Annotated in this window: 21 protein-coding genes and 1 tRNA gene; 11 read left to right on the top strand and 11 right to left on the bottom strand. The window is 43.8% G+C overall.

What is annotated here, in order from left to right; genetic code table 11:
- Positions 1–18: 18 nt before the first annotated feature.
- On the bottom strand, positions 19–768 hold the full coding sequence (locus A3729_RS19825; protein WP_082880493.1) for a phosphoadenylyl-sulfate reductase: 750 nt from the start codon (positions 766–768) through the stop codon (positions 19–21).
- A gap of 170 nt (positions 769–938) precedes the next feature.
- Here A3729_RS19825 and thrH point away from each other — a divergent pair, with 170 nt between their 5' ends.
- From thrH to A3729_RS19810, 3 genes are all read left to right on the top strand, one after another.
- Positions 939–1553, top strand: coding sequence for a bifunctional phosphoserine phosphatase/homoserine phosphotransferase ThrH (gene thrH, locus A3729_RS19820; RefSeq protein WP_068510311.1), 615 nt, complete (start codon positions 939–941; stop codon positions 1551–1553).
- A gap of 121 nt (positions 1554–1674) precedes the next feature.
- Positions 1675–2619, top strand: coding sequence for a 23S rRNA pseudouridine(2605) synthase RluB (gene rluB / locus A3729_RS19815; RefSeq protein ID WP_082880495.1), 945 nt, complete (start codon positions 1675–1677; stop codon positions 2617–2619).
- Between the two features lie 161 nt (positions 2620–2780).
- Positions 2781–2856: transfer RNA gene (locus tag A3729_RS19810), tRNA-Asn, on the top strand.
- A 130-nt stretch (positions 2857–2986) separates the two neighbouring features.
- On the opposite strand, the gene modC is transcribed toward A3729_RS19810, so the two are convergent.
- The 5 genes from modC to nirB form a co-directional block, all read right to left on the bottom strand.
- The gene (modC, locus tag A3729_RS19805; RefSeq protein ID WP_068510309.1) at positions 2987–4081 is read right to left on the bottom strand and encodes a molybdenum ABC transporter ATP-binding protein; all 1095 of its coding nucleotides are present in this window, start codon (positions 4079–4081) and stop codon (positions 2987–2989) included.
- A complete protein-coding gene (modB, locus tag A3729_RS19800) occupies positions 4071–4769 on the bottom strand; it encodes a molybdate ABC transporter permease subunit (RefSeq protein WP_068510307.1) in 699 nt (232 codons plus the stop codon). The genes modC and modB overlap by 11 nt, the downstream gene beginning before the upstream one ends.
- 8 nt (positions 4770–4777) lie before the next feature.
- The gene (gene modA, locus A3729_RS19795; RefSeq protein WP_068510305.1) at positions 4778–5587 is read right to left on the bottom strand and encodes a molybdate ABC transporter substrate-binding protein; all 810 of its coding nucleotides are present in this window, start codon (positions 5585–5587) and stop codon (positions 4778–4780) included.
- A gap of 229 nt (positions 5588–5816) precedes the next feature.
- Positions 5817–6143 carry a nitrite reductase small subunit NirD gene (gene nirD / locus A3729_RS19790; protein WP_068510303.1) on the bottom strand — a complete coding sequence of 109 codons (327 nt, stop codon included), beginning with the start codon at positions 6141–6143 and terminating at the stop codon, positions 5817–5819.
- Positions 6144–6173: 30 nt separating this feature from the next.
- Positions 6174–8708, bottom strand: coding sequence for a nitrite reductase large subunit NirB (nirB, locus tag A3729_RS19785; protein WP_068510301.1), 2535 nt, complete (start codon positions 8706–8708; stop codon positions 6174–6176).
- Positions 8709–9134: 426 nt separating this feature from the next.
- Between nirB and A3729_RS19780 the strand changes: the two genes are divergently transcribed.
- From A3729_RS19780 to A3729_RS19765, 4 genes are all read left to right on the top strand, one after another.
- Positions 9135–10874: a bifunctional protein-serine/threonine kinase/phosphatase gene (locus A3729_RS19780; protein ID WP_068510299.1), complete on the top strand. Its 1740-nt coding sequence runs from the start codon at positions 9135–9137 to the stop codon at positions 10872–10874.
- A 113-nt stretch (positions 10875–10987) separates the two neighbouring features.
- Positions 10988–11971 carry an arsenosugar biosynthesis radical SAM (seleno)protein ArsS gene (gene arsS, locus A3729_RS19775; RefSeq protein ID WP_068510297.1) on the top strand — a complete coding sequence of 328 codons (984 nt, stop codon included), beginning with the start codon at positions 10988–10990 and terminating at the stop codon, positions 11969–11971.
- Positions 11955–12668, top strand: a complete 714-nt coding sequence (locus A3729_RS19770; protein ID WP_231872082.1) for a TIGR04283 family arsenosugar biosynthesis glycosyltransferase — start codon at positions 11955–11957, stop codon at positions 12666–12668. Before arsS ends, A3729_RS19770 begins: the two co-directional genes overlap by 17 nt.
- Before the next feature lie 117 nt (positions 12669–12785).
- The gene (locus tag A3729_RS19765; protein ID WP_068510295.1) at positions 12786–12986 is read left to right on the top strand and encodes a DUF2788 domain-containing protein; all 201 of its coding nucleotides are present in this window, start codon (positions 12786–12788) and stop codon (positions 12984–12986) included.
- Between the two features lie 30 nt (positions 12987–13016).
- On the opposite strand, the gene A3729_RS19760 is transcribed toward A3729_RS19765, so the two are convergent.
- The gene (locus A3729_RS19760; RefSeq protein ID WP_068510294.1) at positions 13017–13934 is read right to left on the bottom strand and encodes a LysR family transcriptional regulator; all 918 of its coding nucleotides are present in this window, start codon (positions 13932–13934) and stop codon (positions 13017–13019) included.
- Positions 13935–14088: 154 nt separating this feature from the next.
- Here A3729_RS19760 and leuC point away from each other — a divergent pair, with 154 nt between their 5' ends.
- The 4 genes from leuC to A3729_RS19740 all read left to right on the top strand — a co-directional run bounded on the left by leuC (position 14089) and on the right by A3729_RS19740 (position 18709).
- The gene (gene leuC, locus A3729_RS19755; protein ID WP_068510293.1) at positions 14089–15510 is read left to right on the top strand and encodes a 3-isopropylmalate dehydratase large subunit; all 1422 of its coding nucleotides are present in this window, start codon (positions 14089–14091) and stop codon (positions 15508–15510) included.
- A 5-nt stretch (positions 15511–15515) separates the two neighbouring features.
- Complete coding sequence (gene leuD / locus A3729_RS19750) at positions 15516–16166, top strand: 3-isopropylmalate dehydratase small subunit (RefSeq protein ID WP_068510291.1); 651 nt, start codon at positions 15516–15518, stop codon at positions 16164–16166.
- 36 nt (positions 16167–16202) lie between these two features.
- A complete protein-coding gene (asd, locus tag A3729_RS19745) occupies positions 16203–17315 on the top strand; it encodes an aspartate-semialdehyde dehydrogenase (protein ID WP_068510289.1) in 1113 nt (370 codons plus the stop codon).
- A gap of 206 nt (positions 17316–17521) precedes the next feature.
- Positions 17522–18709, top strand: a complete 1188-nt coding sequence (locus tag A3729_RS19740; protein ID WP_068510286.1) for a PilT/PilU family type 4a pilus ATPase — start codon at positions 17522–17524, stop codon at positions 18707–18709.
- A 623-nt stretch (positions 18710–19332) separates the two neighbouring features.
- On the opposite strand, the gene A3729_RS19735 is transcribed toward A3729_RS19740, so the two are convergent.
- The 4 genes from A3729_RS19735 to mmsB form a co-directional block, all read right to left on the bottom strand.
- Positions 19333–21159, bottom strand: a complete 1827-nt coding sequence (locus A3729_RS19735) for a diguanylate cyclase (protein ID WP_068510284.1) — start codon at positions 21157–21159, stop codon at positions 19333–19335.
- A gap of 250 nt (positions 21160–21409) precedes the next feature.
- Positions 21410–21994, bottom strand: a complete 585-nt coding sequence (locus tag A3729_RS19730) for a hypothetical protein (RefSeq protein ID WP_068510282.1) — start codon at positions 21992–21994, stop codon at positions 21410–21412.
- Positions 21995–22078: 84 nt separating this feature from the next.
- Entirely contained in the window at positions 22079–23947 is a 1869-nt protein-coding gene (locus A3729_RS19725) for an extracellular solute-binding protein (RefSeq protein WP_197470110.1), read from the bottom strand.
- Between the two features lie 126 nt (positions 23948–24073).
- Positions 24074–24955, bottom strand: coding sequence for a 3-hydroxyisobutyrate dehydrogenase (mmsB, locus tag A3729_RS19720; protein ID WP_068510281.1), 882 nt, complete (start codon positions 24953–24955; stop codon positions 24074–24076).
- Positions 24956–25155: the final 200 nt, after the last annotated feature.

Genomic DNA, 25155 nt, shown 5'->3' with positions numbered 1-25155 from the left:
TGTTGTATCGACGACGGCTTATTTACTTTCGGTAATGTGCAAGCCGCATTCTTTTTGAGTCGCTTCCTCCCACCACCAGCGACCTTCACGCTCATGCTGGGTAGGCAATACTGCTTTAGTGCAGGGCTCACAACCAATACTGGTAAAGCCTTTTTCGTGCAGTTCGTTGTAAGGCACTTCAGAAAGCCTAATGTAGTCCCAAACTTCTTTAGAGCTCCAATTCGCAAGCGGGTTGAATTTGATTAACTTACGCTCGTCGCTTGAGTTGCCATGATCAATCTCAATAACAGCAACTTCAGAGCGAGTGCTTGGGCTTTGATCTTTACGTTGGCCGGAAACCCACGCATTCAAGGTACCAAGCTTTCTTTTCAAAGGCTCTACTTTACGAATGCCACAGCATTCTTTATGCCCGTCTTCAAAAAAACTGAATAGCCCTTTTTGCTTAACAAAAGCCTCTAGTCGCTCAGCATTGGGGGTCATTAATTCAATGTCGATGTTATAGTGTTGGCGAACCTTTTCAATAAAGCGGTAAGTTTCTGGATGTAATCGGCCTGTATCTAGCGAGAAAACCTGAAGGTCGTCAGTTAGTCGATGAGAAAGCTCAATCAAGGCAACATCTTCTGCGCCGCTGAAAGAAATTGCAATGTTATCGAAGGTGTTCACCGCAAATTTTAGAATTTCGCGAGGTGATTTACTTGAAAGCTCATCATTTAGCTGCTGAACGGCTTCATCGGTAATTGTGGCGGGGTCGTTAAAGTCAATCGACATTATTTGGTCTCTGTATATGCTTTGTTTTAATACTAATGTGGTATTAGCAATATGAGCTCGATTCTAACGAAGATTTTACATTATGCAAGGCGCTAGCTTTTAGTTAGAATAGCGCTTCGAATTTTCACTATCGAAAGATATTAACCTTTATTATAAAGACGGAGTGCGTCGTGGAATTAGTTTGTCTTGATTTAGAAGGGGTATTGATCCCTGAAATATGGATAGCATTTGCTGAAAAGACCGGAATAGAAGAGCTTAAGGCGACCACTCGTGATATACCAGATTATGACGTATTGATGACTCAGCGCCTTCGTATCCTTGAAGAAAACGGTTATGGTCTTAATGAGATTCAAGCTGTTATCGCTGAACTCGATCCGCTTCCAGGTGCTAAAGAGTTTATTGACTGGTTGTCTACTCGCTTTCAGGTAATTATTCTTTCTGATACGTTTTATGAGTTTGCAATGCCGCTAATGGCAAAGCTAGGCTTTCCAACACTATTCTGTCATAAGCTTGAAGTGGCTGAAGATGGAAAGATTACTGACTATGTTCTTCGCCAGAAAGACCCTAAGCGTCAGTCTGTTAGAGCCTTCCAATTATTGAACTATCGTGTAATTGCAGCAGGCGACTCTTATAATGACACAACTATGCTGAAGCAGGCTGAAGCAGGCATCCTGTTTAAGTCACCTCAGAATGTGATCGATGAGTTTCCTCAATTTCCAGCAGTTCATGAATATGCTGATCTTCAGGCAGAGATTTTAAAAGTTAGCCTGACGCAAAATTCCTAAGCAATAAGTTCCGGGCTTAGTGACTACGCAATAGTTCCTCAGCCCTGGTTTTTTATTGGCGAATACCCTCTGCTGACCTACAATGGTTGCAGCATATAAATTTCACCTAATGAGCATTTTAATGACCAAGAAGCCAGATACTGATCTACAACATACTCCTGTCAGCGAAAGCGATCTTGACGAAAGCTTACAAGCTGAAAGTAGTGCCACGGCTCCTGTTGGTGAGCGCCTACAGAAGGTTCTTGCGCAAGCCGGCCTTGCTTCTCGCCGTGAGCTAGAACGCTGGATTAGTCAGGGCCGAGTGAAGGTAAATGGTGAAGTTGCTTCATTGGGCTTGCGGGTTGTACCAAGTGATAAAGTTTATGTAGATGATCGTTTTGTAAAAATGCCTAGAAGGTCTGAACAAGAATATAAGGTTATTGTTTATTCCAAGCCTGAAGGGGTTGTCTGTACACATTCTGACCCTGAAGGGCGACCAACCGTCTTTGATAACCTGCCGAAGCTTGAGGGGCAGCGCTGGATATCGGTAGGTCGTCTGGATATTAATACTAGCGGTTTGTTGATTTTGACAACCGATGGCGAATTAGCTAATCGCTTAATGCATCCATCTTACGGTGTTGATCGCGAGTACGCAGTTCGGATCCATGGTGAAGTCGATGGCGCGATGCTCGAAAGACTTAAGCAAGGTGTGTTACTCGATGACGGACTTGCCAAGTTTACCGACGTTCAAGAATACGGTGGCGAGGGCCGCAATAAGTGGTTTCACGTTGTTGTCATGGAAGGTCGTAATCGAGAGGTTCGTCGCTTATGGGAGTCTCAGGAAGTTCAGGTAAGCAGGCTTAAGCGTGTACGCTACGGCTGTATATTTATGCCAAGTCGTTTAAAGGTTGGCGCCTGGGAAGAGCTTAAGGTTAAGGATATTAACGAATTGCGAGATTTGGTTAACTTGCCTCCTATCAAGCATAGGCAGAAAACTAGTCAGGAAATCGCTAAAGAAAGCAGGGCACACACTAAAGCGGTTAAGAAAGGCGTTAAGCAAGCTCGACGTCCTAGTAAGCGGAGATAGTGATTTTAAAAATCTCCCTAATGTAAGAAAGTTGCTGTAAGCCCCAGATTTTGTTGATTATTTATACAAAAATCACGCTTTTAAGAAATACTGCATTTTCTTTACAATAAAGTGTTGACGACCATCAGTTAAGGCGATAATATTCGCGCCGTTGATGAAGTTCCCCGATAACTCAGTTGGTAGAGTAGCGGACTGTTAATCCGTTTGTCGCTGGTTCGAGCCCAGCTCGGGGAGCCAACTTCATAACCCTCAAGCACAAATACTTCCCTAAAATTTCCCCAAATTTAGATTCTACTAAACACTAAGATACGCGCCGGTGTTTTCGAATTGATGCTTTTTGTTGGTCTGTAAAATGAAGCTTCTGAGACTATTCAACTATTGCAACGGACTTGATTTGGGCCCATACCTTTAGTCCGGCAATTAAATTTAGTTGGTGAACGGATTTTCGAGTTACTCGGGCAATTAACTTGCTGCAACCAATATTTAAACTTACTAAAGCCATAGAAGAATCTTTTTCATCTATTTCGTCGATTACTGCCGGTAATAGATTAAGAATGCTACTGTTTTTCGATTGACTTAAAGTGATGCTGACATCCTTTGCTAATATACGCACTCTAAGTTCTGCGCCATGCCCTAGCCCCTTATTGTGAATCCATATGCGTTCGCCTTCAAAGTCTACGGCTGCGAGGTTCCATTGTTCATCTAGCTCGTTAACTCGCCCTTGGATGATAATACCTGTTTCATTTCCTAAATAGTCGGCTGTCTCTAGATTAGAAAGCACATCTGAAACCTTACCTTGAGTGCTAAGCTTTCCGTTTTCAAGTATTACTAAGTGGTCAGCAAGTTTAGCGACTTCGTTTACCGAGTGAGTGACGTATAAAATTGGTATACGAAATTCTGATCGAATCTTTTGAACGTAGGGAAGGATTTCGAGTTTTCTGGCTTTATCTAAAGAAGCTAATGGCTCATCCATTAATAAGAGTTCAGGCTGAACAAGTAAAGCTCTGGCAATCGCAACTCGCTGGCGTTCTCCTCCTGATAATTCATCGGGCTTCTTGTTTAGAAGAGCTTCGATTCCGAGAATTGAAAGAACATGCTCGATACTGATACGCTTTGCGCTGCTTTTGCTGGCGCGCTTAATAGCATATTCTAGATTGCCTATTGCGCTTAAATGAGGGAATAACTTGGCGTCCTGGAATACATAACCAATTGGACGCTTGTGGGTTGGCAAAAAAGAGGTCGAGCTTTGCCATTCAGCTCCGTTTATGACTAGAGATCCGCTTGCGTGCTCTAAGCCTGCGATGCAGCGTAATAGGCTTGTTTTCCCTGAGCCGGAATGCCCAAAGATTACATTAATTCCGTCCCCTGGAAGCGTGGTGTTGATTTGTAGCTCGAAGGGCTTGCCATTGCGCGGGCTGCGTGTGGAGTGGAGGTTGATCGCGATTGTAGGCTTATACTCCATTTTTCAGTCCACCAAAAAGATTTTGCCTTCTGTTAAAACTGTATAAGCAAAGCAGCACGATAAAGGAAAATATAACCATAATGCCGGCTAAGCCGTGGGCCTGGGAGTATTCCAGCGCTTCTACATGGTCATAAATCTGAACAGAAATAACGCGCGTCTCATCCTGAATGTTTCCGCCAATCATCAAAACAAGCCCAAACTCGCCAACAGTATGCGCGAAACCAAGAACTGCGGCCGTTAAAAAACCTGGCTTACACAAGGGAAGGGTTACCGTAAAAAAACGATCAATTGGAGAGGCTCTAAGGGTGGCGGCAGCTTCGATGGCATCATCACCTAGCATTTCCATAGCATTCTGTATTGGTTGCACAACAAAGGGCAGCGAATAGATAATTGAGCCAAGTACAAGCCCCCAAAATGTAAAGGGGAGCGTGCCAATGCCCAGACTCTGGGTCATTTCACCAATATACCCGCTTGGTCCCATTGCGATCAAAAGGTAAAAGCCTAGTACCGTGGGGGGTAAAATTAAGGGTAGAGAGACCAGGGCAGATACAGGTACTTTTAGCCAAGATTTTGTGCGGGCAAGCCACCACGCAAGTGGCGTGCACATGACTAATAAGCTGATCGTAACAACTGTAGCAAGTTTTAATGTGACTAATATGGCTGAATAATCTGCTTCAGAAAAAAACATATCGCTGCTTAATTGTGCTGATTGTCTAGAGTGGTGTCGGGCACGTTATACGAAAAGCCTTGTATTATCTCCCTAGCTTTGCCTTGTTTAAGATAGTTATAGAAAGCAATGGCAGCAGGGGACTTGTTTGCTCGACTTAGTAGAATAGCATCCTGCTTTATCGGATCATATAGCTCAGAGGGAATAGAAATACATGCTTCTGGCTGAATATTGTCTGAAGAGTTTGCTTGAGCTTTTGCAATAAAGGCTAGGTTAACGTTACCACTGACCAGAAACTGGAAAGTTTGCGCAATATTCTCGCCGCGAATCCATTTGTTACGATCAGTTTGGTCTATTTCAAGTTGTTCTAATACTTGTTGGGCAGCGCGTCCATAAGGGGCAAGCTTAGCATTAGCTAATGCTATTTTCTTAATCTGCGGCGCTTTTAGTATATTTGACAAACTGGCGTCAGAAATAGGGGTGTTAGCGCATAGTGCCAGCCGTCCGATCGCATAAGTGAACTGTGACTCTGGTAGGGTAAGGTGCTTAGCGCTGAGGAAGTGTGGTGACTTTTGATCGGCCGACAAGAATAGCTCGAAAGGAGCGCCGTGAGTAATTTGTGCGACCAACTTACCCGACGATCCATAGGAGGCATGGATCTTGTGCTTGCTTTCACTCTCAAAGTTTTTAATTAAAACTTTGGCGGTGGAGATAAAGTTAGAGGCAACCGCGATATTGGCGCTTTCGCTCCACACCTTTGTAGAGCAGGAGAAAATAACCAGGCTTGCCAGAAAAGCTTTGAGCCAGATTATTGGGTAATTGAATATAGGTGTGCGCATCTAAGGTCTGAAACAGCTGCTATTTGTAAGTGTTGGCTTTGGTTAAAAGCGCATATTGAACGATTGCACTGATTTCAGCAAGTTTATGATGGGGGTTAAAAAAGAAGCCCCTTTCGGGGCTAAACCTTGCGACATACAAGGGAAAGAATGTATGGGGTGGGAAGACTGTTTTACGACCTCGTGAGTCCAGCCAACACACCCCGCTTGATAGAACTTTTTTGCTTGCTGCCTAGGCTAGCAAGACCGAATCGCCTTCGAGTTTAACTGGGTAAACAGTTACAGATTTGTCTTCTTCCTCAAGGCATTCGCCTGTCTTAAGGTCAAAGTGCTGTTTGTATAGGGGAGAAGCAACCACGTACTTGCCGGTTAAATCTCCAACAATCCCGCGAGAAAGAACATTTGCCTTACCGCATGGGTCCCAGTTAGATATTGCGAAAATCTTTTCTTCGCTGCTCGGTATGTAGAAGATCGCAACTTGCTCATCGTTTACTAGCGCGCATACGCCTGAATTTTCTACAAGATCGTACTTCGTACAGATAACTTCATTAAGTGCCATTTTGATTTTCTCCTATCTGTGAGTACTGGATTAAGCTGACTTAGCGATTAATTTTGATTTTTCGTCTTCGCTAGCAGGTCTTACTTGACCACGCTCTTCAACGAAAACAACGTTACTATCTTCTTTATCAGAGTTAACAAATTGACGGAAGCGACGTAGTTTTGTTTCGTCTTCGACCGTAGTTTTCCATTCACACTGATAAGTATCGACAACGCTTTGCATCTGAGCTTCAAGTTCAGCTGCAATACCAAGGCTGTCTTCAATAATAACCTCACGAAGGTATTCGATACCGCCTTCAAGGTTGTCCATCCATACAGATGTTCTTTGTAAGCGGTCTGCTGTTTTGATGTAGAACATCAAGAAGCGATCAATATATTTAACTAGCGTTTCGGTACTGATATCGGTCGCAAACAGATCAGCATGTCGTGGCTTCATGCCGCCGTTTCCACAAAGGTAGAGGTTCCAGCCGTTTTCAGTTGCAATGATGCCAACATCTTTACTTTGCGCTTCTGCACACTCACGAGTACAGCCGGATACTGCCATTTTTAGCTTGTGCGGAGTACGCAAACCTTTGTATCGGTTTTCGATATCGATTGCTTGACCCACGCTATCCTGAACTCCGTAACGACACCAAGTTGATCCGACGCACGACTTAACGGTACGTAAGGACTTACCGTAGGCGTGACCCGTTTCAAGGCCTGCTGCAATTAGTTCACCCCAAATAGTGGGTAGGTCATTAAGTTTAGCGCCAAATAAGTCTATACGCTGCCCGCCCGTAATCTTTGTATAAAGTTTGTACTTTTGGCCTACTTGACCGATAGCGATCAGTTGCTCAGGCGTAATCTCACCACCTGGTACACGTGGGACAACTGAATAGGTGCCATCTTTTTGCATGTTTGCAAGAAAGGTATCGTTGGTATCCTGCAGGCCTGTATGTTGCTCTTCTAGAATGTAATCATTCCAGCTAGCTGCAAGCATATTTGCTACCGCAGGCTTACAAATATCACAACCAAGGCCGGTACCGTGTTTTTCTACCAGTTCGCCAAATGACATGATACTACCGACACGAATTAAGTGATATAGCTCTTCACGCGTATGAGGGAAGTGTTCACAAATGCTTTTATCAACCGTAACGCCGCGCGCTTCAAGCTCAGTATCAACAACATCCTTAAGAAGTGCTGCGCAACCGCCACAACCGCTAGCTGCTTTGGTTTCACCTTTTACATCACCTACGCTGCAACAACCGGAATCAAGAGCGTTAATAATGTCGCCTTTACTAACGTTTAGGCATGAACAGATTGTTGCTTCCATTGGTAGTGCTGAAGCACCTAGCGCAGGACCACCCCCTTCAACATTCGGTAGAATCATTCCTTCAGGGTTTTCGGGAAGCTCGATACCGTTCAGGTAGTATTGAAGAAGTGTGTCGTAATCTGAACAGTCGCCAACTAGTACTGCACCTAACAGTGTATTGCCGTCTTCAGATACGATGATTCGCTTATAGATCTCTGAGTTTTCGTTACTGTAGACGTAAGCGATTGAGCCGGGCGTTTTACCATGGGCATCGCCAATTGAGCCGACGTCAACACCCAGAAGCTTCAGCTTCGTGCTCATGTCTGAGCCAGTAAACGAAGGTTTTTCGTCGTCGTCGGAGAATTGCTGAACAGCAACTTCTGCCATTCTATAACCGGGCGCAACCAGTCCGTAGATCATGTTGCCATATAGAGCACATTCACCTATAGCAAAAATGTCCGAGTCAGAGGTTCGGCAGTGGTAATCGACAACGATACCGCCACGCTCACCAACTTCTAACCCGGTTTTACGTGCTAACTGATCATAGGGGCGAATGCCTGCAGAAAATACGATCATGTCAGTATCAAGATGCGTGTCATCTGCGAAGTTCATTCGCAGTTTTGTGTTATCACCTTTGTTATCGATAAGCGTAGTCGCTTTTTGGGTATGTACTTGAACACCAAGCGCTTCGATCTTACGGCGAAGCATCTTGCTGCCGCCATCATCTAGCTGAACACCCATTAAGCCGGGAGCAAACTCAACAACGTGAGTTTCAAGCCCTAGATTTTGAAGTGCGTTTGCACACTCAAGACCAAGCAGACCACCACCTACAACTACACCAATTTTTGAGGTCTGGGCATGTGATTTAATTTCACCCAAGTCATCAATTGTTCTGTAGGTTAGGCATTCTTTGCTTTCAGAACCTTTGATAGGTGGTACAAAAGGATAAGAACCAGTTGCCAATACTAGCTTGTCATAATCGAAGCGTCGCCCGCTTTCAGTGATAACAATTTTGTTTTTACGGTCTATATCTGTAACGGCATCACCAAAAATCGCATCAACACCATTATCTTTGTAGAATTCGCGGGTTGTTAGTGCTAGATCTTTTGGCTCTTTGCCAGAGAACACTTCAGAGAGATGTACCCGATCGTAGGCTGGTCGCGTTTCGGCGCCTAGTACTGTAATGTGTGCTCCAATTTCGGATGCAATCATTTGGTCAACGAAGTGATGACCCACCATGCCGTTACCGACTACAACAACTCTACTATTCTTCATTCTATGGCCTCGTATGTCTGAGAATCTGCGCATACGCTGTGCTTATTTACTAGTGAAAAGCTTTAGCGTTACTCAATGCTTGTTTACGCAATTATCTGTAATTAAGCATGAGCTATGCCAAGTATCGAAATAATTTCATAGGGTATTGAAATAAAAAGGAAAAAAATTCTTAAGTTCGTGTTTTATAGCCAGGTTTTGAGCGTTTGAGAAAAAACGCGTGCTTTAAAGTGGTGCAGCTAAAAAATGCTGTTTTCCGCCTTGGTTGATAATGGTGCATGACTATGCGCTGAGTTCAATCCTAAGGCAGTATATTGCGTTCGTTTTTACATATGCCGTTGAAAATTAAGATTTTAATCTAAAGGGGGTGTTATTTTGCTACTTATTGACGCAATAATACCCATAATAAATAAGTGAGTGAAATATCAGATGCATCTAGAAAGCGGGCTTCGTACAAGTGCAGGGCAAATATCAGTAAAGGGCTTAAAGCACCAAAATGAAGATTCTGTCGGAATATACGTCCCGAAAGAGCCTCTATTAACTGTAAAGGGAATGGTTGCTATTGTTGCAGATGGAGTCAGTAGTGCAGAGGCGGGCAAGGAGGCAAGCGAAACCTGCGTTAAGAACTTTATCTCCGACTTCTTCAGTACACCTGACTCCTGGACAGTTAAAAACTCAGCTCAAAAAGTATTAACGGCTTTGAATCGTTGGTTATATGGGCAGGGGGTTGGTTATCTTCAGGCTGAGCATGGCTATATCAGTACAATGTCGACCTTGGTTATCAAGTCGCGTGTCGCGCATATATTTCATATCGGCGATAGCCGAGTGTACCGCCTTCGGGGAAATAACTTTGAGCAGCTCACGCATGACCATTCCGCCAGAGTAAGTAAGGATTCCACTTATCTTACTCGTGCAATGGGAATGGATTTAATGCTTGATGTCGACTATTACTCGGAGGATGTCGAATCTGGTGATATCTTTTTTCTGAGTACCGACGGTATTCATGATTTTATCAACGATAAACGTATAAAAGAAGTCATTGCTAAGGCGGTTGATTGCAAGTCGGATGAATTTACCGGGCTTTGTGAGAGTTTGGTTGATATTGCACTCGAAAACGGCTCCGATGATAACTTGAGTTGCCAGATTGTCAGAGTCGATGCTTTGCCTTGTCCAAATGCCGAAGATGCCTACGTAAAGCTTTCAGACTTACCCTTCCCACCAGAGCTTTCCCCTGGAATGTCTATTGACGGCTACCATGTGATAAAAGAGCTACATGCCAGTAATCGATCACAAGTATATTTGGTAAAAGATCATAACACTGACAAGTTACATGCTATGAAAACGCCTTCAGTGAATTATGATGATGATTTGGCGTACAAAGAGCGATTTGTATTGGAACCCTGGGTAGCTGGCCGTATTAACAGTAAGTACGTAGTAAATATTCATGAAAGTGAAAGAGGGCAAAAGTTCCTTTATTACGTTTGTGATTATGTTGAGGGCCAAACGCTAGCTGAGTGGATGAAAGCAAATCCAAAGCCCGGTATCGAAAGAGTTATGTCGATAATTCATCAGGTAGTGAAGGGTGTTCGTGCTATGCATCGTAAAGAGACTTTGCATCAGGATATTAAACCAGAAAATATAATGGTCGATGACGAGGGTAAGGTAACGATTATAGATTTTGGTTCCTGCTTTATTGCGGGTGTTGCTGAAATAGAATCACCCTTTGAACGTGAGCAAGTACTGGGAACTGACACCTATGGTGCGCCAGAGTATAAGCTGGGACGAAAAGCTTCTTTAAAGTCCGACATGTTTTCAATTGCTGTTGTTCTCTACGAAATGCTGACGGGACAACAGCCTTATGGCGAAAAATTTGAGACCAGTCAGTCTACCAATGAATTTTATCGACTAAAATATCAGCCAGCTCGAGAGTTTAACCCAATGGTTCCCGAATGGATGGATGGTGCGATCGAAAAAGCTTTACAGATTTCTACAGAACTTCGATATGATGCCTTGTCAGAATTTATTTATGATCTCGAACATCCTAATTCGGAGTTTATGGATAAGGCCCATATACCACTTGCAAAAAGAAATCCGCTGCGGTTTTGGCAAAGCATCACTGCAATCATGTTTGTTGTAGAATTGGCCACACTCTGGCTTTGGCTGGGGTAATGCTTTTTAGGCATCCTTTGCCCGCATTTTTATAGAATTAATACGATTGATATGGAACCTATGGCGCGGATTGTAGTCCTAAGAGATCATATCAATACAAAAACAGGATCTTTATGTTAGATAGCCGCCCTTTATTGGTCGAAACGCAGTTCCCTTCGCTTAAGCGAAATAGGCTAGAAACTTTACAGGTAAATCTGGGATACCTATGTAACCTTAGTTGTACGCACTGTCATGTTAATGCAGGGCCGACCCGTAAAGAGCTAATGAACAAATCAAATATCGACTTGGTATTGGCTTTGTTGAAAGAAAAAGACATTTCACAGCTGGACTTAACGGGCGGCGCACCGGAAATGAACCCTTATTTTCGTTACTTGGTCGAAGAAGCAAGGTCACTGGGAGTGCATGTTATTGATCGCTGCAATTTGACGATTCTGCAAGAACCTGGCTATGAAGACCTTGCTGAGTTTCTGGCTGCTAACGAGGTGGAAGTTGTCGCGTCTCTACCTTGTTACACGAAAGATAATGTCGACCAACAAAGAGGGAAAGGTGTTTTCGAAGATAGCATCAAGAGCTTAAAGCTCCTAAACAAACTAGGTTATGGAGTCGAAGGGAGCGGCTTGACCTTGAGTTTAGTTTATAATCCTGGTGGTCCGTTCCTACCTCCTCCTCAGCAACAGCTAGAGCAGGATTATAAAAAAGAGCTCTATGAAAATTTCGATATTCTCTTTGACCAACTTTTCACAATAACGAATATGCCTATTTCTCGCTTTGGGAGCGTGCTTTTGTCCAAGGGCGAATTTCATAACTATATGGATCTATTGAAAGAGTCGTATGCAAAGGAAAACCTTACCTCGGTAATGTGTCGCAGCTTGATAAGTATTGACTGGCAGGGCCATGTGTTTGATTGTGATTTCAATCAGATGCTTGATATGCCAATGCTTAGACTGGAGGGAGGATTGATAGCATCTGATAAAAATAGAATGCATCTAAGCGATATTTTAGGGCAGGCTATAGAAGGTTCTACGATAGTTGTGGCAGACCACTGCTATGGTTGCACTGCAGGACAGGGGAGTAGCTGCGGTGGCGCACTCGATTGACCTGAGTATTATTGTTCCCGTATTTAATGAAGCTGAAAATATTGAGCGTTTATTACGCAAGCTCAACACTCTCACTAGTAAGCGCTGCGAAGTGCTGCTGGTCGATGGCGGTAGTACTGATGGTAGTGGCGAGATAATTTCTTCACTTATAAGTGAGCTAGATATGGATGCTCATTTAATTCGCTCAAAGTGTGGGCGTTCCGCACAACAGAATGCTGGTGCAGAGTTAGCTCAAGGGCGTCTTCTTCTGTTTTTGCATGCAGATACGGTATTACCAAGTAAAGCTATTAACATGCTACATGGCGCAATCTCATCCGAACCCGTTTGGGGGCGCTTTGATATTCAGCTCGATAACTCTGCCGCGATATTTAAGGTAATCTCTTGGTTCATCAATATTCGCTCACGGCTTACAGGTATAGCTACTGGAGATCAGGCGATATTTGTTAGCGCCTGCCTTTTTCGGAAAGTAGGCGGCTTTCCAGATCAGCCTTTAATGGAAGATATAGAGTTAAGCAAACGCTTAAAGCGTTCTGCTCCGCCCTTATGCCTAAAAGATCAGGCCATTACTTCAGCACGCAAGTGGGAAAAAGAAGGGGCAGTAAAAACCGTATTATTGATGTGGAGGCTACGTGCGGCATACTTTCTTGGTGCAAAACCTGAGCAGCTTCACCGCCAGTATTATAAAACCAGAGCCTAATCTAGTCTGAATACTCTAACTTATTAAATTAACATTAGTTTTCTTGAACGAAACAGCTAAGAGCAAGTAGAATCGCGCGCTTTGTTTCGCACAGTATTAATGTTAAGAGGTAAAGTCATGAGTGTTGAGCAGTTTGAGTCTATTTCGTTATATGTTCTGGTCACTGCGCTAATTCTTTATATGGGATATATTGTTTGGGACTTGGCTAAACGCTCAAATGCCGGTAAATTCGGTACATTTATCCTGTTCTTTGCGCTTGGTTTGGGGGTATTTGGTTTTGTTGCGAAAACAGTTATTGTTGAGATGATGAATCTCTAACGGTGCGATTGCCTCGGTACGTTAACCAATTTAAGTTTTTTGTACTGATACCTGCCGTCCCCAAATGGATTCAGCCACTTCAATAAAGGCTTTTGCAGCGTTGCTCATACTCTTTTTTCTGAAACTCACGGCGCCAAGATTTCTGGTCAATTCTGATTCGGTGCCGTAGCTATTCGAAAGATCGATCGGTAATACTTTCAGCTCTTCATCAATCATCGTGTTTGGCAGCACGCTCCAACCCATGCCTACTCCGGCCATCATCTTCATGGTTTCTAGATAGTTCGTTGGAATGCTCGCGTTTAGCATTAATTTCGATTGATGAAACATAGCTTCGACGACGCGGTAAGTGAGCGTGGATCGTGAGGGCAGAATTGCGTTGTGCTTTGCAAGGTCAGGGGGTGTTACGCTTGTTAAGCTGGCAAGCTCATGATGTTGGCTACAAATAAAGCTCATAGGGTCGTCCCAAGAAAGGTGACATATATAGTCATCACTTAATTGGTCCGGGATGGTAATAAAAGCAATATCAGCCTGATTATCACCCAATATCGGATAGGCGCTTTCAGAATCAAGGAAATTAAGCTTAAGGTCAACTTCAGGATAGCGCTTACTGAATTCCTTTAAGATTAAGGGAAGTCGGTGTAGGCCTATATGATGACTGGCAACAATTCTTAGTTCACCCTCTACATTGTGAGACAAATTCTTGATTGCATGCTTTGCGTTATCAATTTCATGCAGGATGGACAGAGCGTGTGGATACAGCGCTTCGCCAGCCTCGGTTAACAGGAGGTCGCGCTGCAAACGCTCAATGAGTTTGCACGAAAGTTGACGTTCTAGTCCCTGAATTCTCTTTGTGATGGCGGGCTGAGTAATTGATAGACGTTCGGCTGCTTTTGAAAATGAGCGCTCTTTGTAAACTGTCACAAATGCTAATAAAGAATCTATATCCATTTTGTACCTTTCCTTAACAGGTATTCCAAATTGGAATCAATAATATAACAAATATGAATTTGTTTTATTTGATCTGGGATAATATTATTAGTGCACGCTTGATATCAAGTATCAGGCATCAAATTTTAGGCCTTAAGCAACACTGGAGTACGTTATGGCTGGTAGAACGCTATATGACAAATTGTGGGATTCCCACTTGGTTAAGCAGCGTGAAGATGGTTCTTCACTAATCTATATCGATAGACAACTTCTGCACGAAGTAACGTCACCGCAGGCTTTTGAAGGCTTACGTCTGGCTGGTCGTCCTTTATGGCGAACTGATGCTAATATCGCGACACCTGATCATAACGTCCCGACAACTGACAGAACTGGCGGAATTGAATCTATTACCGATGAAGTTTCACGTATCCAGGTACAAACCTTGGATGACAACTGCGAAGCTTTCGACGTGCTTGAATTCAAAATGTTAGACAAGCGCCAGGGCATTGTGCACGTAATAGGCCCAGAGCAGGGCGCTACCTTGCCGGGCATGACGGTTGTTTGTGGTGATTCCCATACCTCTACCCATGGCGCATTCGGTGCCTTGGCTCACGGTATTGGCACCTCTGAAGTTGAGCATGTTATGGCCTCCCAGACCCTTGTTCAGAAGAAGATGAAGAACATGCTTGTACGTGTGAACGGTTCAGTTGGCGAAGGTATCACAGGTAAAGATATCGTTTTGGCTATTATTGGCAAAATTGGTACGGCTGGCGGAACAGGTTGTGCAATCGAATTTGCAGGTAAAGCAATTGAAGAGCTATCTATGGAAGGTCGTATGACCGTTTGCAACATGGCTATTGAGGCCGGTGCACGAGTAGGTGTGATCGCAGTAGATCAAACCACCATAGAATATGTCAAAGGCCGTTCATTCGCGCCAAAAGGCGAGATGTGGGACGCCGCAGTCGAAAACTGGAAAGACTTGCACAGTGATGACGATGCTGTCTTTGATCAGGTTGTCGAGCTAGAGGGCTCTGAAATCAAACCTCAAGTTACCTGGGGAACCTCTCCTGAAATGGTGCTTCCGGTAGATAACAATGTGCCTAACCCTGACAACGCTAGTGATGCAGTTGAGAAAGAGGGCATCGAGAAAGCGCTTAAGTACATGGGCTTGGAAGCAGATATGCCTATTACTGACATTAAGCTGGACAGAGTATTTATTGGTTCTTGTACTAACTCAAGAATTGAAGATATTAGAGCGGCAGCAGAAGTGGTCAAGGGGCGCAAGGTTGCAGACTCTTTAACGCAGGCGCTGATTGTTCCAGGCTCTGGCTTGGTCAAGGAGCAAGCTGAGCAAGAAGGGCTGGATAAGATTTTCTTAGAAGCCGGTTTTGAATGGCGTGAACCGGGTTGCTCAATGTGCTTGGCAATGAATGCAGACAAGTTGGGTGAAGGCGAGCATTGCGCTTCAACTTCAAACCGTAATTTCGAAGGTCGCCAAGGCTTTGGTGGTCGTACGCATTTGGTTAGCCCTGCCATGGCCGCTGCGGCTGCCATAGCCGGTCACTTTGTTGATGTACGTGAATTTATTAAGGGGTAAAAGCGATGAAAAAGTTTACACAAGTTAAAGGTATCGTTGCTCCGATTGATCGTGCCAATGTCGATACCGATATGATTATGCCAAAGCAGTTCCTTAAGTCGATCAAGCGCACGGGCTTTGGTATTAACTTATTTGATGAGTTGCGCTATTTGGATGAAGGCTATCCTGGGCAAGACTGTTCAAAGCGCCCATTGAATATGGACTTTTCGCTTAACCAGGCGCGCTATCAGGGGTCAAATATTCTTATTGCACGTCAAAACTTTGGTTGTGGTTCATCTCGTGAACATGCGCCTTGGGCGCTTGATGATTATGGCTTTCGTGCTGTTATCGCGCCGAGCTTTGCGGATATTTTCTTCAACAACTGCTTCAAGAACGGTATTTTACCGATCGTTCTGAGTGAAGAAGATGTTGACGTAATCTTCAACGAATTATTCGCAAACGAAGGTTATGAACTAAGTATTGATTTAGAGCAACAAACCGTGACTTCACCGAGTGGTAAAGTATACAGCTTCGAAGTCGATGACTTCCGTAAGCACTGTTTGTTAAACGGTTTGGATGATATTGGCGTAACGCTAGAAAACGTCGAAGCAATCAAGGCTTATGAAGAGAAAAGAAAAGCTGAAGCACCTTGGTTATTTGTAGATTTTGAGCGATAAAACAGACTTATTGGATTATTTAAAAGAGTTTTCAAGATGAAAAAATTAGGACTTGTTGGTTGGCGAGGCATGGTAGGCTCCGTGCTAATGCAGCGCATGAAAGAAGAAAACGACTTCTCATTGGTTGAGCCTATTTTCTTCACAACCTCACAGGCTGGCCAAGATGCGCCAGATGTTGGTCAAAGTGAGAAAAAGCTTAAGAGCGCAACCGACATTGCTGAATTATCAGCAATGGATGTCATCATTACTTGTCAGGGTGGTGATTATACCAAAGAGGTATTTCAGCCACTGAGAGACTCAGGCTGGGACGGCTACTGGATTGACGCAGCTTCTGCGCTTCGTATGGATGATCAAGCGATTATCGTGCTCGATCCTGTTAACCGTGACGTGATCGATAAAGGCCTGGCATCAGGCGTTAAGAACTACGTTGGCGGAAACTGTACGGTCAGCTTAATGCTGATTGCGCTAGGTGGTTTGTTTGCTGAAGACTTGATTGAGTGGGTTTCACCCATGACTTATCAAGCAGCTTCAGGTTCTGGTGCCAAGCATATGCGTGAACTAATCTCGCAGATGGGTGATATTCATAATACTGTAATTAATCCACTATCAGACCCTGCAAGCGCAATCCTTGATATCGACAAAGCGGTCGCTGAAAGGCTGCGTTCTGATGAGTTTCCAAAAGACCAATTCGGTGTGCCGCTTGCGGGTAGCCTGATTCCTTGGATCGATACCCAGCTACCTTCAGGGCAAAGCAGGGAGGAGTGGAAAGCTGGCGCCGAGACAAACAAAATACTAGGCATTGAAGACACACCGATCCCTATTGACGGCCTGTGCGTGCGTATTGGCGCAATGCGTTGTCATAGCCAGGCCTTAACGATCAAGCTGAAGAAAGATATTTCAGTGGAAGAGATTGAGCAAAAATTAGCGAAGGCGAACGACTGGGTTAAGGTTATTCCGAATGATCGTGAGCAAACGATTAATGAGCTTACACCTACTGAAGTAACTGGTACGCTAAGCATTCCTGTTGGTCGTATTCGTAAGCTTACAATGGGGCCGGAGTATATTTCAGCGTTTACTGTAGGTGATCAGCTACTATGGGGTGCTGCTGAACCTCTAAGAAGAATGTTACGCATCTTGTTAGAACAGTAGTTAGCTCTGATTGAGCCATATTTTCAGTTTTACATAAACAATATGGCTCAATTCTTCCTCCCTTCTTGTACTACCTCTCATACTTCACGTTTTTACCGCTCAAGTATCCATCAAATCATTTCAAGCTGGCGAAACCCACACATATAGTCTATTTCTTATTGTCTAGATTTCTTTACTCTCTTGATCTGACGAATAGGATATTCTCGATGAAATTTGAAAAATACTTAACTGTGCTAGCACGTAATGACGGTTCTGATTTGTATTTAAGTACCGGCGCGCCGCCTTGCGCAAAGTTTCACGGAAAGTTAAAACCGCTAGAGCAAGAGCCTTTACAGCCTGGGGTAATACAAGATATTGCATATAGCGTGATGGATAGCGAACAAACAAAGGAATTTGAGCAAGAGCTAGAAATGAACCTAGCCTATACAATTTCCGGTGTTGGTCGCTTCCGTATCAATATATTCAAACAGCGAAACGAGATTTCAATCGTTGCACGTAATATCGTCACAGAGATTCCAAAGGCTGATGACCTGGGTTTACCGCAAGTATTAAAAGAGGTCGTAATGGCTAAACGTGGCCTAGTGTTATTTGTTGGTGGTACAGGTTCGGGCAAATCTACCTCTCTCGCAGCACTCATAGATCACCGTAACTCGAACGCAGGTGGTCACATTATCACTATCGAGGACCCTGTAGAGTTCGTCCATAAACATAAGAAGAGTGTAATAAACCAACGTGAAGTCGGGGTTGATACCCGAAGCTATAGAGCCGCGCTTAAGAATACTCTGCGTCAGGCGCCGGATGTTATTCTAATTGGTGAGATCAGGGACAGAGAGACGATGGAGCACGCGCTAGCCTTTGCTGAAACTGGCCATCTCTGTATTTCTACGCTCCACGCTAACAACGCAAACCAGGCGCTCGACCGAATTATCAACTTCTTCCCTGAAGACCGACGTATTCAGCTACTCAATGATTTAGCACTGAATATGCGTGCATTTATTTCTCAACGTCTAATACCAACAGTAGATGGAAAGCGTGCGGCGGCCATTGAGATTCTCTTAGGAACGCCAACTATCAGCGAATTAATCTTGCGTGGAGAGATTGAAGGCATAAAGGAAATTATGGAAAAATCCCAAGGTTTAGGGATGCAAACATTCGATACCGCTTTATTCAATCTACACAAAGCAGGCAAAATATCTCTTGAAGAAGCTATTAAGAACGCTGACTCTGCTAATAACCTTCGCTTGAAGATCAAGCTAAATGACTCGAATGGTGGAGAAGGGGATTCAAGTGAACCGTCTAAAGACACCATGGTCACGTCCAGCGCTTTGGAATTAAGCCTTGAAGAAATTAAGAAGGACGAACCCGAGGATGATTTTCCTTCGCCTTCATTTTAATGGTCCGAACTCGGCCTATAGTTTTAAAATAGCGTTTAGGCCCAGCGTGACAGGGTTGCTTAGGCATGAATGTCCGCATTTAATACTCAGACAACTCTAATAGGGTGCGCCATGCGCACCGCTGAACCCTGTGGCTCAAACAAACATAAATTGAGGTAACCCCCTAACCAGTAAGCAGAGCCTTCCACGGCTCGCAAGCGGGCTAGCACGGAGCAGAGTCATACTGATGGTGGAACCTTCTGGCAGCGAAGGGCACAATCTTCGCCGGTGCGCGCGGCGCACCCTATCAAGATAGAGATTATTCAGCCAAACCTGCATGTGGTGGACTAACGAAAAGAACACAGAGTGCTACCTTTCTCGAAGCCTGCTATCTTCACCTTCCTGCCTCTGACATAAGCCCAAGTTTATACTAGCAGTCACGACATTGCGGACATGGATATGAGTGAATGTTACTCTGACCCCAATATTTATGACCCCAATATTTAGAATGATGTTTAGGCTATTTTTACCTGATTGAGCTCATCGCAAAGTAAAAGCCCAGGCACGTTTTTAGACGACATGGCGAAAGGGGCGGGTTATAGTTCCTACTCTCCTAAGTACATATCTGTAATAACTAATCTTTATTATTGCTGATGCTTCGTTTGATAGCTTTCCACACGGTTTCGGCCATTTCGTTTTGCAGAATAAAGCGCATTATCTGCATTTTCCAAGAGATGCTTAGCTGTATCTGTTTTTTCAGGTATCGTAGAATAAACACCGATACTTACGGTGACAGCTTGATCAAAACCCTCAGCTTCAATGACATGCTGATCGATACGTTTTCGAATTCGCTCAGCGACAACGATTCCTCCCTCTAGCCCCGTTTGAGGTAACACGATGCAAAACTCTTCTCCGCCATATCGAGCGGCTAGGTCGGTAGGAAAGCGCAATTGTGTTGAGAGCTCAGTAGCAACGGCCTGTATACAAATATCACCAACCAAATGGCCAAAGTTGTCGTTTACAGCTTTAAAATGATCGATATCAATGAGTAGTATTGAAACGGGGTGCTGGTATCGTCTTGCTCGGATGATCTCCTGATCAACATATTGATCAAGATAACGGCGATTCTTAATGCCGGTTAGTTGGTCAGTGTCGCTAAGCTCTTTTAGGCGTTGATTCGCTATTTCCAGCTCCTTGGTTCGTGCTGCGACATTTTCTTCTAATTCATCGTTCGCTTGTTTTTGAACTGCTAAAGCGTGCTCCTGAGCTTCAATCCTTCCAGAGCGTTCATGATTGATTCGCTGAGCAAGAGCAAAAGAAAGTAACATTGCTTCTAGCAAAGAACCGAGCTGAACTGATTGGTCAGTGATAATGTTTCTGGGAATGATTTGGAACTTACTGAGTGCTAATAAAATTCCACCGACTAACAGCCCTGTCCAGGATATGACATACAAACCAGCGGACTTTTGACCCACGTACCAAGCATATACGCCAACTGACAGTGCCCATAAGCAGCTAAAGGCAGCATAGGGTATAAGAAAAACAATTGAATAATTGTAGGGAAACCATAGGTAACAGAGCATAGCTGCCAAACAAATAGCCGACAAAACATTTGCCTGTAGGGACAGCTGGTTTTTTAGTTCGCTAAGTTTTAGGAAGTACTTAGCAAAAAGTACTGCGAAAAGTAGAACGCCATTCAGGAATATGACCGTGGACGTATCGTTCCAGGAAGTGCTTTCCGGCCACAAATATTGAAAAGACCAACCGTTCAAACTGGCCAAGAACATTAACATGCTACAAATATAGCTGACATAAATTAGATACACTTTGTCTCGAAGGGTCAGATATACCAAGAGGTTGTAGATGGCGATTACTAGTATGCCTCCCATATACACGCCATGAACGAGATTGGTTGCGCTATCTGCTTGTCGGTGAGCTTCAGGGCGCCATAACTTAATGGGGACTTGCAGTGAACTTGAGGATTTGGCTCTAACGTAAACCCTTATGTTTTGTGACGAAGGCAGGTCAAGGGGGAGTATAAATAAGCGGTGCTTAAGTGGGCGCTCCGAAAAACTAAGTTTGTCTCCCATAAAGTGTTTTTCGATTATTTGATTTTTTGCAACTAGATAGACATCTAGATAATCGAGAACAGGGTAATCAAATTCTAGGTAAAACTGGCTGTCGCTTCCAATATTTATTACGTCAAATTTAAGCCACCAGTCTGAATTACTATACCCCCGGTTAAATATTTGCTGGGTACTGGTTTGCCATCGGGGTTCGTTACTCAATATTGATTCGATAGTCTGCTCAGCGTTAGGTGCTTCTATGTACTGGATGCCTTGCCCAATAGGGGTATGTGAACTGGAAGTTGTTCCAACTTCAAAAGTAGCGTGAGATGCACTACATAAACCCAATAAAAAGAGAGTGGTGAGAAGTAACAGTACTGAATTTGATGGCAGGCACTTAGACATAAGATAAATATAGTCTGGGTGTCCATATTTAACAACCTGGATAGCTATTTTTTAATAGCGGATAATGCGTTTGTCGAACGAATTGATTATTTAATCTTCCTCTCACTGACTTATAAGTGACGATGGCAGGCTGTTAGATAAGTAGCGATTTTTACAGTTGATCGTTGCTTACTAGCACGATAAGGGAATAAATGAATACTGCATATAAATGATTGCCTCATTGCTTAAATAAGGCAATCAGTTCTATCAACTACATGTTATTTTGCTTCTTGAACTCTGTAATCAATTCAAGCGGCTTGTGCTTTTTGTTTGTCTTGTTTAGCACATAGACAACAGTCTCGCCTTTTGGTCCTGAACCGATTTCTGTGAAACGATAAGGTGCTTCGCCTACTTTTCGAACGCTATTCATATCTTCTAGTGTGCTGAAGACGTAGATTCGGCCTTCCATGCGCATTTCACCATAGAATGGCTGGGCTGGCGCTACAGTGCCTTCAATCAGATCAATACTTGGAATACCTGAACGCTTCTTCTTATCTTCGCCTGTCAAAGCAAACTTTAGGGTTTCGCCTTTAGGGCCTGCACCGATGCGTGCAACCATGTAAGCAGTATGCCCAGTCTTAAGGAAAGATTGGTATAAGGCTTTATCATAGAAAAAGTAAATACGGCCATCGTGGTGTACTTCATATAATGCCGGTACCTTTACTGACATCTTTGTTTGCGTTTGCATTGTTTCAGACGCTGAAGTAGCTTCTTTTGTATCCGTGCTTGCGCACGCAGCTACACCAAGAGCCATAACCGTTGATAAGCCAAGTATACGTAGTTTCTGTGCGATCATTGCTTGATTCCCGTTTTGTGTGTGATACGACCAATACAGGATATTAAGTTTTTATGACAGGAATGTTACAGGAAATGGGAAACCCTAATCATTGCTTGTTTTACGCCACCAGTTCTCAACACCAAGCTTATAGGGCGGCTGAGTGCTTGGACGAGCAAATCGATCCCAATAGGCAAGACGGTGGTAGTTTAGGTGCCAGTTTGGAATGCTATAGTGTCTCCATAAGAGTACTCGGTCTAGCGCATTCATTGCGACTATCAGTTCTGCGCGGGTCCTGGCTCGCAATACATGGCCAAGCAGGTCGTCAACGACAGGGTCATTGATACCCGCATAATTTTGGCTGCCCTCGATATTAACCGTATCGGAATGAAAGTAGTCTCGTTGCTCGTAACTGGGGGCCTGACCCTGAGACAAAGAAACAGTCGTCATATCGTAATCAAATTGATCTAACCGTACTTTGTATTGAGCTGTATCGATTAGCCGTGGCTCTGCAGTAATACCGATTTTTTGTAAGTTCTTCACAAAAGGTAGAATAACGCGCTGGATTCCAGCCTGACGAATGAGTATTTCGAAGCTAAATACTTTTCCGCTGTTTGCATGCCTTAATTCACCATCCTTTAAAATCCAGCCAGCTTGTTTTAAAAGATTGAGTGCTCTGCGTTGTACTGTACGAATATTTCCATTGCCTTTAGTTTTGGGTAGGGAAAAGGCAGACTCAAATAGGGAAACAGGCAAATTTTTCTTATGAGGCAATAGTAGTTCAAGCTCCTCTTCACTAGGGAGGCCAGTAGCTTTGAATGCTGAATTAGGGTAGTAGCTTTGGTTTCGCTTATAAGCGCCATTAAAAAGGGCTTTGTTCGTCCACTCAAAGTCAAACATTAAGCTCAGTGCTTCTCTGACTTTTGGATCGGAAAATATCTTACGGCGGTTGTTAAAGAAAAAAGCCTGAGTGGTGCTGGGAATATCATGTTTAATTTCCGCTTTAATGACCTTACCTTCATTCAAGGCAGGGAAGTCGTAGGCCTTAGCCCAGTTTTTTGCGGTATAGTCGAAAAACAGATCAAAGCTATCAGACTTAAAGCCCTCAAATGCCACTGACTGATCGCGGTAAAAATCTATCACTACGGTATCGAAATTATATCTACCTTTATAGATATTTAATTCACCCTTAGGCAACTTAGTAAACCAAGCGTCTTTTACACGCTCTAACTTGATTGACTGGCCAACCTTTACGTCACCGACTCTATAAGGCCCGCTTAACAGTGGAATGGTTTGGGAGCTGCGTTCGAAATCTTTATCCACCCAGAAGTGCGCGGGTAATATCGGCATTTCACCAAATCGTAAGATATTTGCAGCTTGGTCGGCCTGATCGAACTCAACGCGCACTGTATCGGCGTCAATCGCTTTGACTTTGGTAACGGCGCGAAGGCTTTGTTTGAAACGCGGGTGCCCGATTTCTGTAAGGGTAGTATATGAAAACACAACATCTTCAGCGTCGACCGGGTGCCCGTCATGGAAGTGTGCTTCTGGCTGGATATCAAACTCGACCCAAGCATAATTCTGGGGGTAACGGATTTTAGCGGCCAACAGGGCATAGGCACTTTGTGGTTCATCGCCTGATGGTGAGTAGCTTCCGGTTCCTGCTAATAAAGTTTCATTTAGCTCTGTAAACCCATACATAAACATTCCCGGAGAATTGAAGGGGCTGGTTCCTTTTAAAATGTAAGGGTTTAGAGAATCAAAAGAACCGAAACCCATTAGACGCAGGTTCCCACCTTTGGCGGCGTTAGGATTGACATGGTCAAAATGAGAAAAGTCCTGCGGGTATTTAAGGTCGCCGTACAAAGCAAAGCCATGTGACTCGGTAATAATTTCGGCAGCAAGCGCCTTACCAGTAAAAAAGTGTAAAAACGCTATGATTAAAATAGTCTTATATTGAGGCGTAGAAAGCACGGTTAAAGCCTTAATGAAGAAACGATAAATTAACCTATTCCTATAAAAGAAATAGGCGCGCAGGCATAAGAGTTTATCTAAGGGAAAGGGCTTACAACAGTAGTAAGCTAATTTTTTTGTACTTACTTAAGAAAGAAGCTCAATAATACTCGAGAAGTCTTTTAATCCATCGCCTGAAGCTTGTTTTTTTTGATACATTTCATAGGCTGCATTACCGAGTGGCGTGTTACTTCCAGTACTTTGTGCGTTTAAGGCCGCCAAACCAAGATCTTTTGTCATTAGGTCGACCATAAAACCAGGCTGATAGTTATTCGATGCAGGGCTGGTCTCCATGACGCCAGGATAAGGGTTATACTTTTCTAAACTCCAGTTCTTTCCTGAGCTTGCGAGCATTATTTCAGAAAGTACTTTAGCATCCAAACCGTTATTTTCACCTAATTTCAATGCTTCACTTGTGCCAATCATATGAATAGCAAGGAGCATGTTATTACACATTTTAGCGACTTGCCCGGCTCCGTCAGTCCCTGCCAAAAATATATTGCTCCCCATGGCGCTAAGAACAGGTTTTGCTTTATCAAAATTGGTTTCTGAACCTCCACACATAAATGTCAGTGTTCCTGCGGCGGCGGCTGCGACGCCACCTGAAACAGGAGCATCAAGCATTGAAATACCTTTATCTTTTGCTGCGTTATGTACGCTAATAGCAGACTCCGCTTCGATCGTTGAGCAATCAATCACTAAGGTTTCTTTATCAATGATTGATAATAGTTTTTCGCCTTCAAGATAAAGCCCTAACACATGCCTACCTGCAGGCAGCATGGATATAAGGATAGTAGCGTCTTTGCACGCTTGTGATGCCGAGCTTGCGACATGCGCACCGAGTTGCTTCATCTCTTCTAGTGGAGTCTTGGCTAAATCATATACCCGCAGGTTGTAACCCGCTTTTACAAGATTTTTTGCCATGGGACGTCCCATGTTCCCTAGACCTATAAACGCGATCGTTGTCATTATTATTTTCCCAATCTTGGAAGGGGCAGAATAGCCCCCTTTGTTATTTATAAGAAGCTTTGCTTAAGCCAGTAGCCCATCTAAAGGGTTTTTATCCCAAGGCCTACTAAATAAAGACTCAATAACGGAACTTGGGATATGGGTATAGTGCGCGTATTCCCACTTAGGTGTTTTGTCTTTATCTATTAATAGCGCACGAA

Source organism: Oleiphilus sp. HI0043, assembly GCF_001634935.1.
The sequence above is the reverse complement of the archived record's forward strand: the minus strand, read 5'-3'. Positions and strand labels throughout refer to the sequence as shown.

What these genes read in the sequence shown, in the direction of transcription:
- A3729_RS19825 (WP_082880493.1), bottom strand. Translation starts at nt 768, where the DNA reads ATGTCGATTGACTTTAACGACCCCGCCACAATTACCGATGAAGCCGTT.
- rluB (WP_082880495.1), top strand. Translation starts at nt 1,675, where the DNA reads ATGACCAAGAAGCCAGATACTGATCTACAACATACTCCTGTCAGCGAA.
- modC (WP_068510309.1), bottom strand. Translation starts at nt 4,081, where the DNA reads ATGGAGTATAAGCCTACAATCGCGATCAACCTCCACTCCACACGCAGC.
- modB (WP_068510307.1), bottom strand. Translation starts at nt 4,769, where the DNA reads ATGTTTTTTTCTGAAGCAGATTATTCAGCCATATTAGTCACATTAAAA.
- modA (WP_068510305.1), bottom strand. Translation starts at nt 5,587, where the DNA reads ATGCGCACACCTATATTCAATTACCCAATAATCTGGCTCAAAGCTTTT.
- nirD (WP_068510303.1), bottom strand. Translation starts at nt 6,143, where the DNA reads ATGGCACTTAATGAAGTTATCTGTACGAAGTACGATCTTGTAGAAAAT.
- nirB (WP_068510301.1), bottom strand. Translation starts at nt 8,708, where the DNA reads ATGAAGAATAGTAGAGTTGTTGTAGTCGGTAACGGCATGGTGGGTCAT.
- A3729_RS19780 (WP_068510299.1), top strand. Translation starts at nt 9,135, where the DNA reads ATGCATCTAGAAAGCGGGCTTCGTACAAGTGCAGGGCAAATATCAGTA.
- arsS (WP_068510297.1), top strand. Translation starts at nt 10,988, where the DNA reads ATGTTAGATAGCCGCCCTTTATTGGTCGAAACGCAGTTCCCTTCGCTT.
- A3729_RS19765 (WP_068510295.1), top strand. Translation starts at nt 12,786, where the DNA reads ATGAGTGTTGAGCAGTTTGAGTCTATTTCGTTATATGTTCTGGTCACT.
- A3729_RS19760 (WP_068510294.1), bottom strand. Translation starts at nt 13,934, where the DNA reads ATGGATATAGATTCTTTATTAGCATTTGTGACAGTTTACAAAGAGCGC.
- leuC (WP_068510293.1), top strand. Translation starts at nt 14,089, where the DNA reads ATGGCTGGTAGAACGCTATATGACAAATTGTGGGATTCCCACTTGGTT.
- leuD (WP_068510291.1), top strand. Translation starts at nt 15,516, where the DNA reads ATGAAAAAGTTTACACAAGTTAAAGGTATCGTTGCTCCGATTGATCGT.
- asd (WP_068510289.1), top strand. Translation starts at nt 16,203, where the DNA reads ATGAAAAAATTAGGACTTGTTGGTTGGCGAGGCATGGTAGGCTCCGTG.
- A3729_RS19740 (WP_068510286.1), top strand. Translation starts at nt 17,522, where the DNA reads ATGAAATTTGAAAAATACTTAACTGTGCTAGCACGTAATGACGGTTCT.
- A3729_RS19735 (WP_068510284.1), bottom strand. Translation starts at nt 21,159, where the DNA reads ATGTCTAAGTGCCTGCCATCAAATTCAGTACTGTTACTTCTCACCACT.
- A3729_RS19730 (WP_068510282.1), bottom strand. Translation starts at nt 21,994, where the DNA reads ATGATCGCACAGAAACTACGTATACTTGGCTTATCAACGGTTATGGCT.
- mmsB (WP_068510281.1), bottom strand. Translation starts at nt 24,955, where the DNA reads ATGACAACGATCGCGTTTATAGGTCTAGGGAACATGGGACGTCCCATG.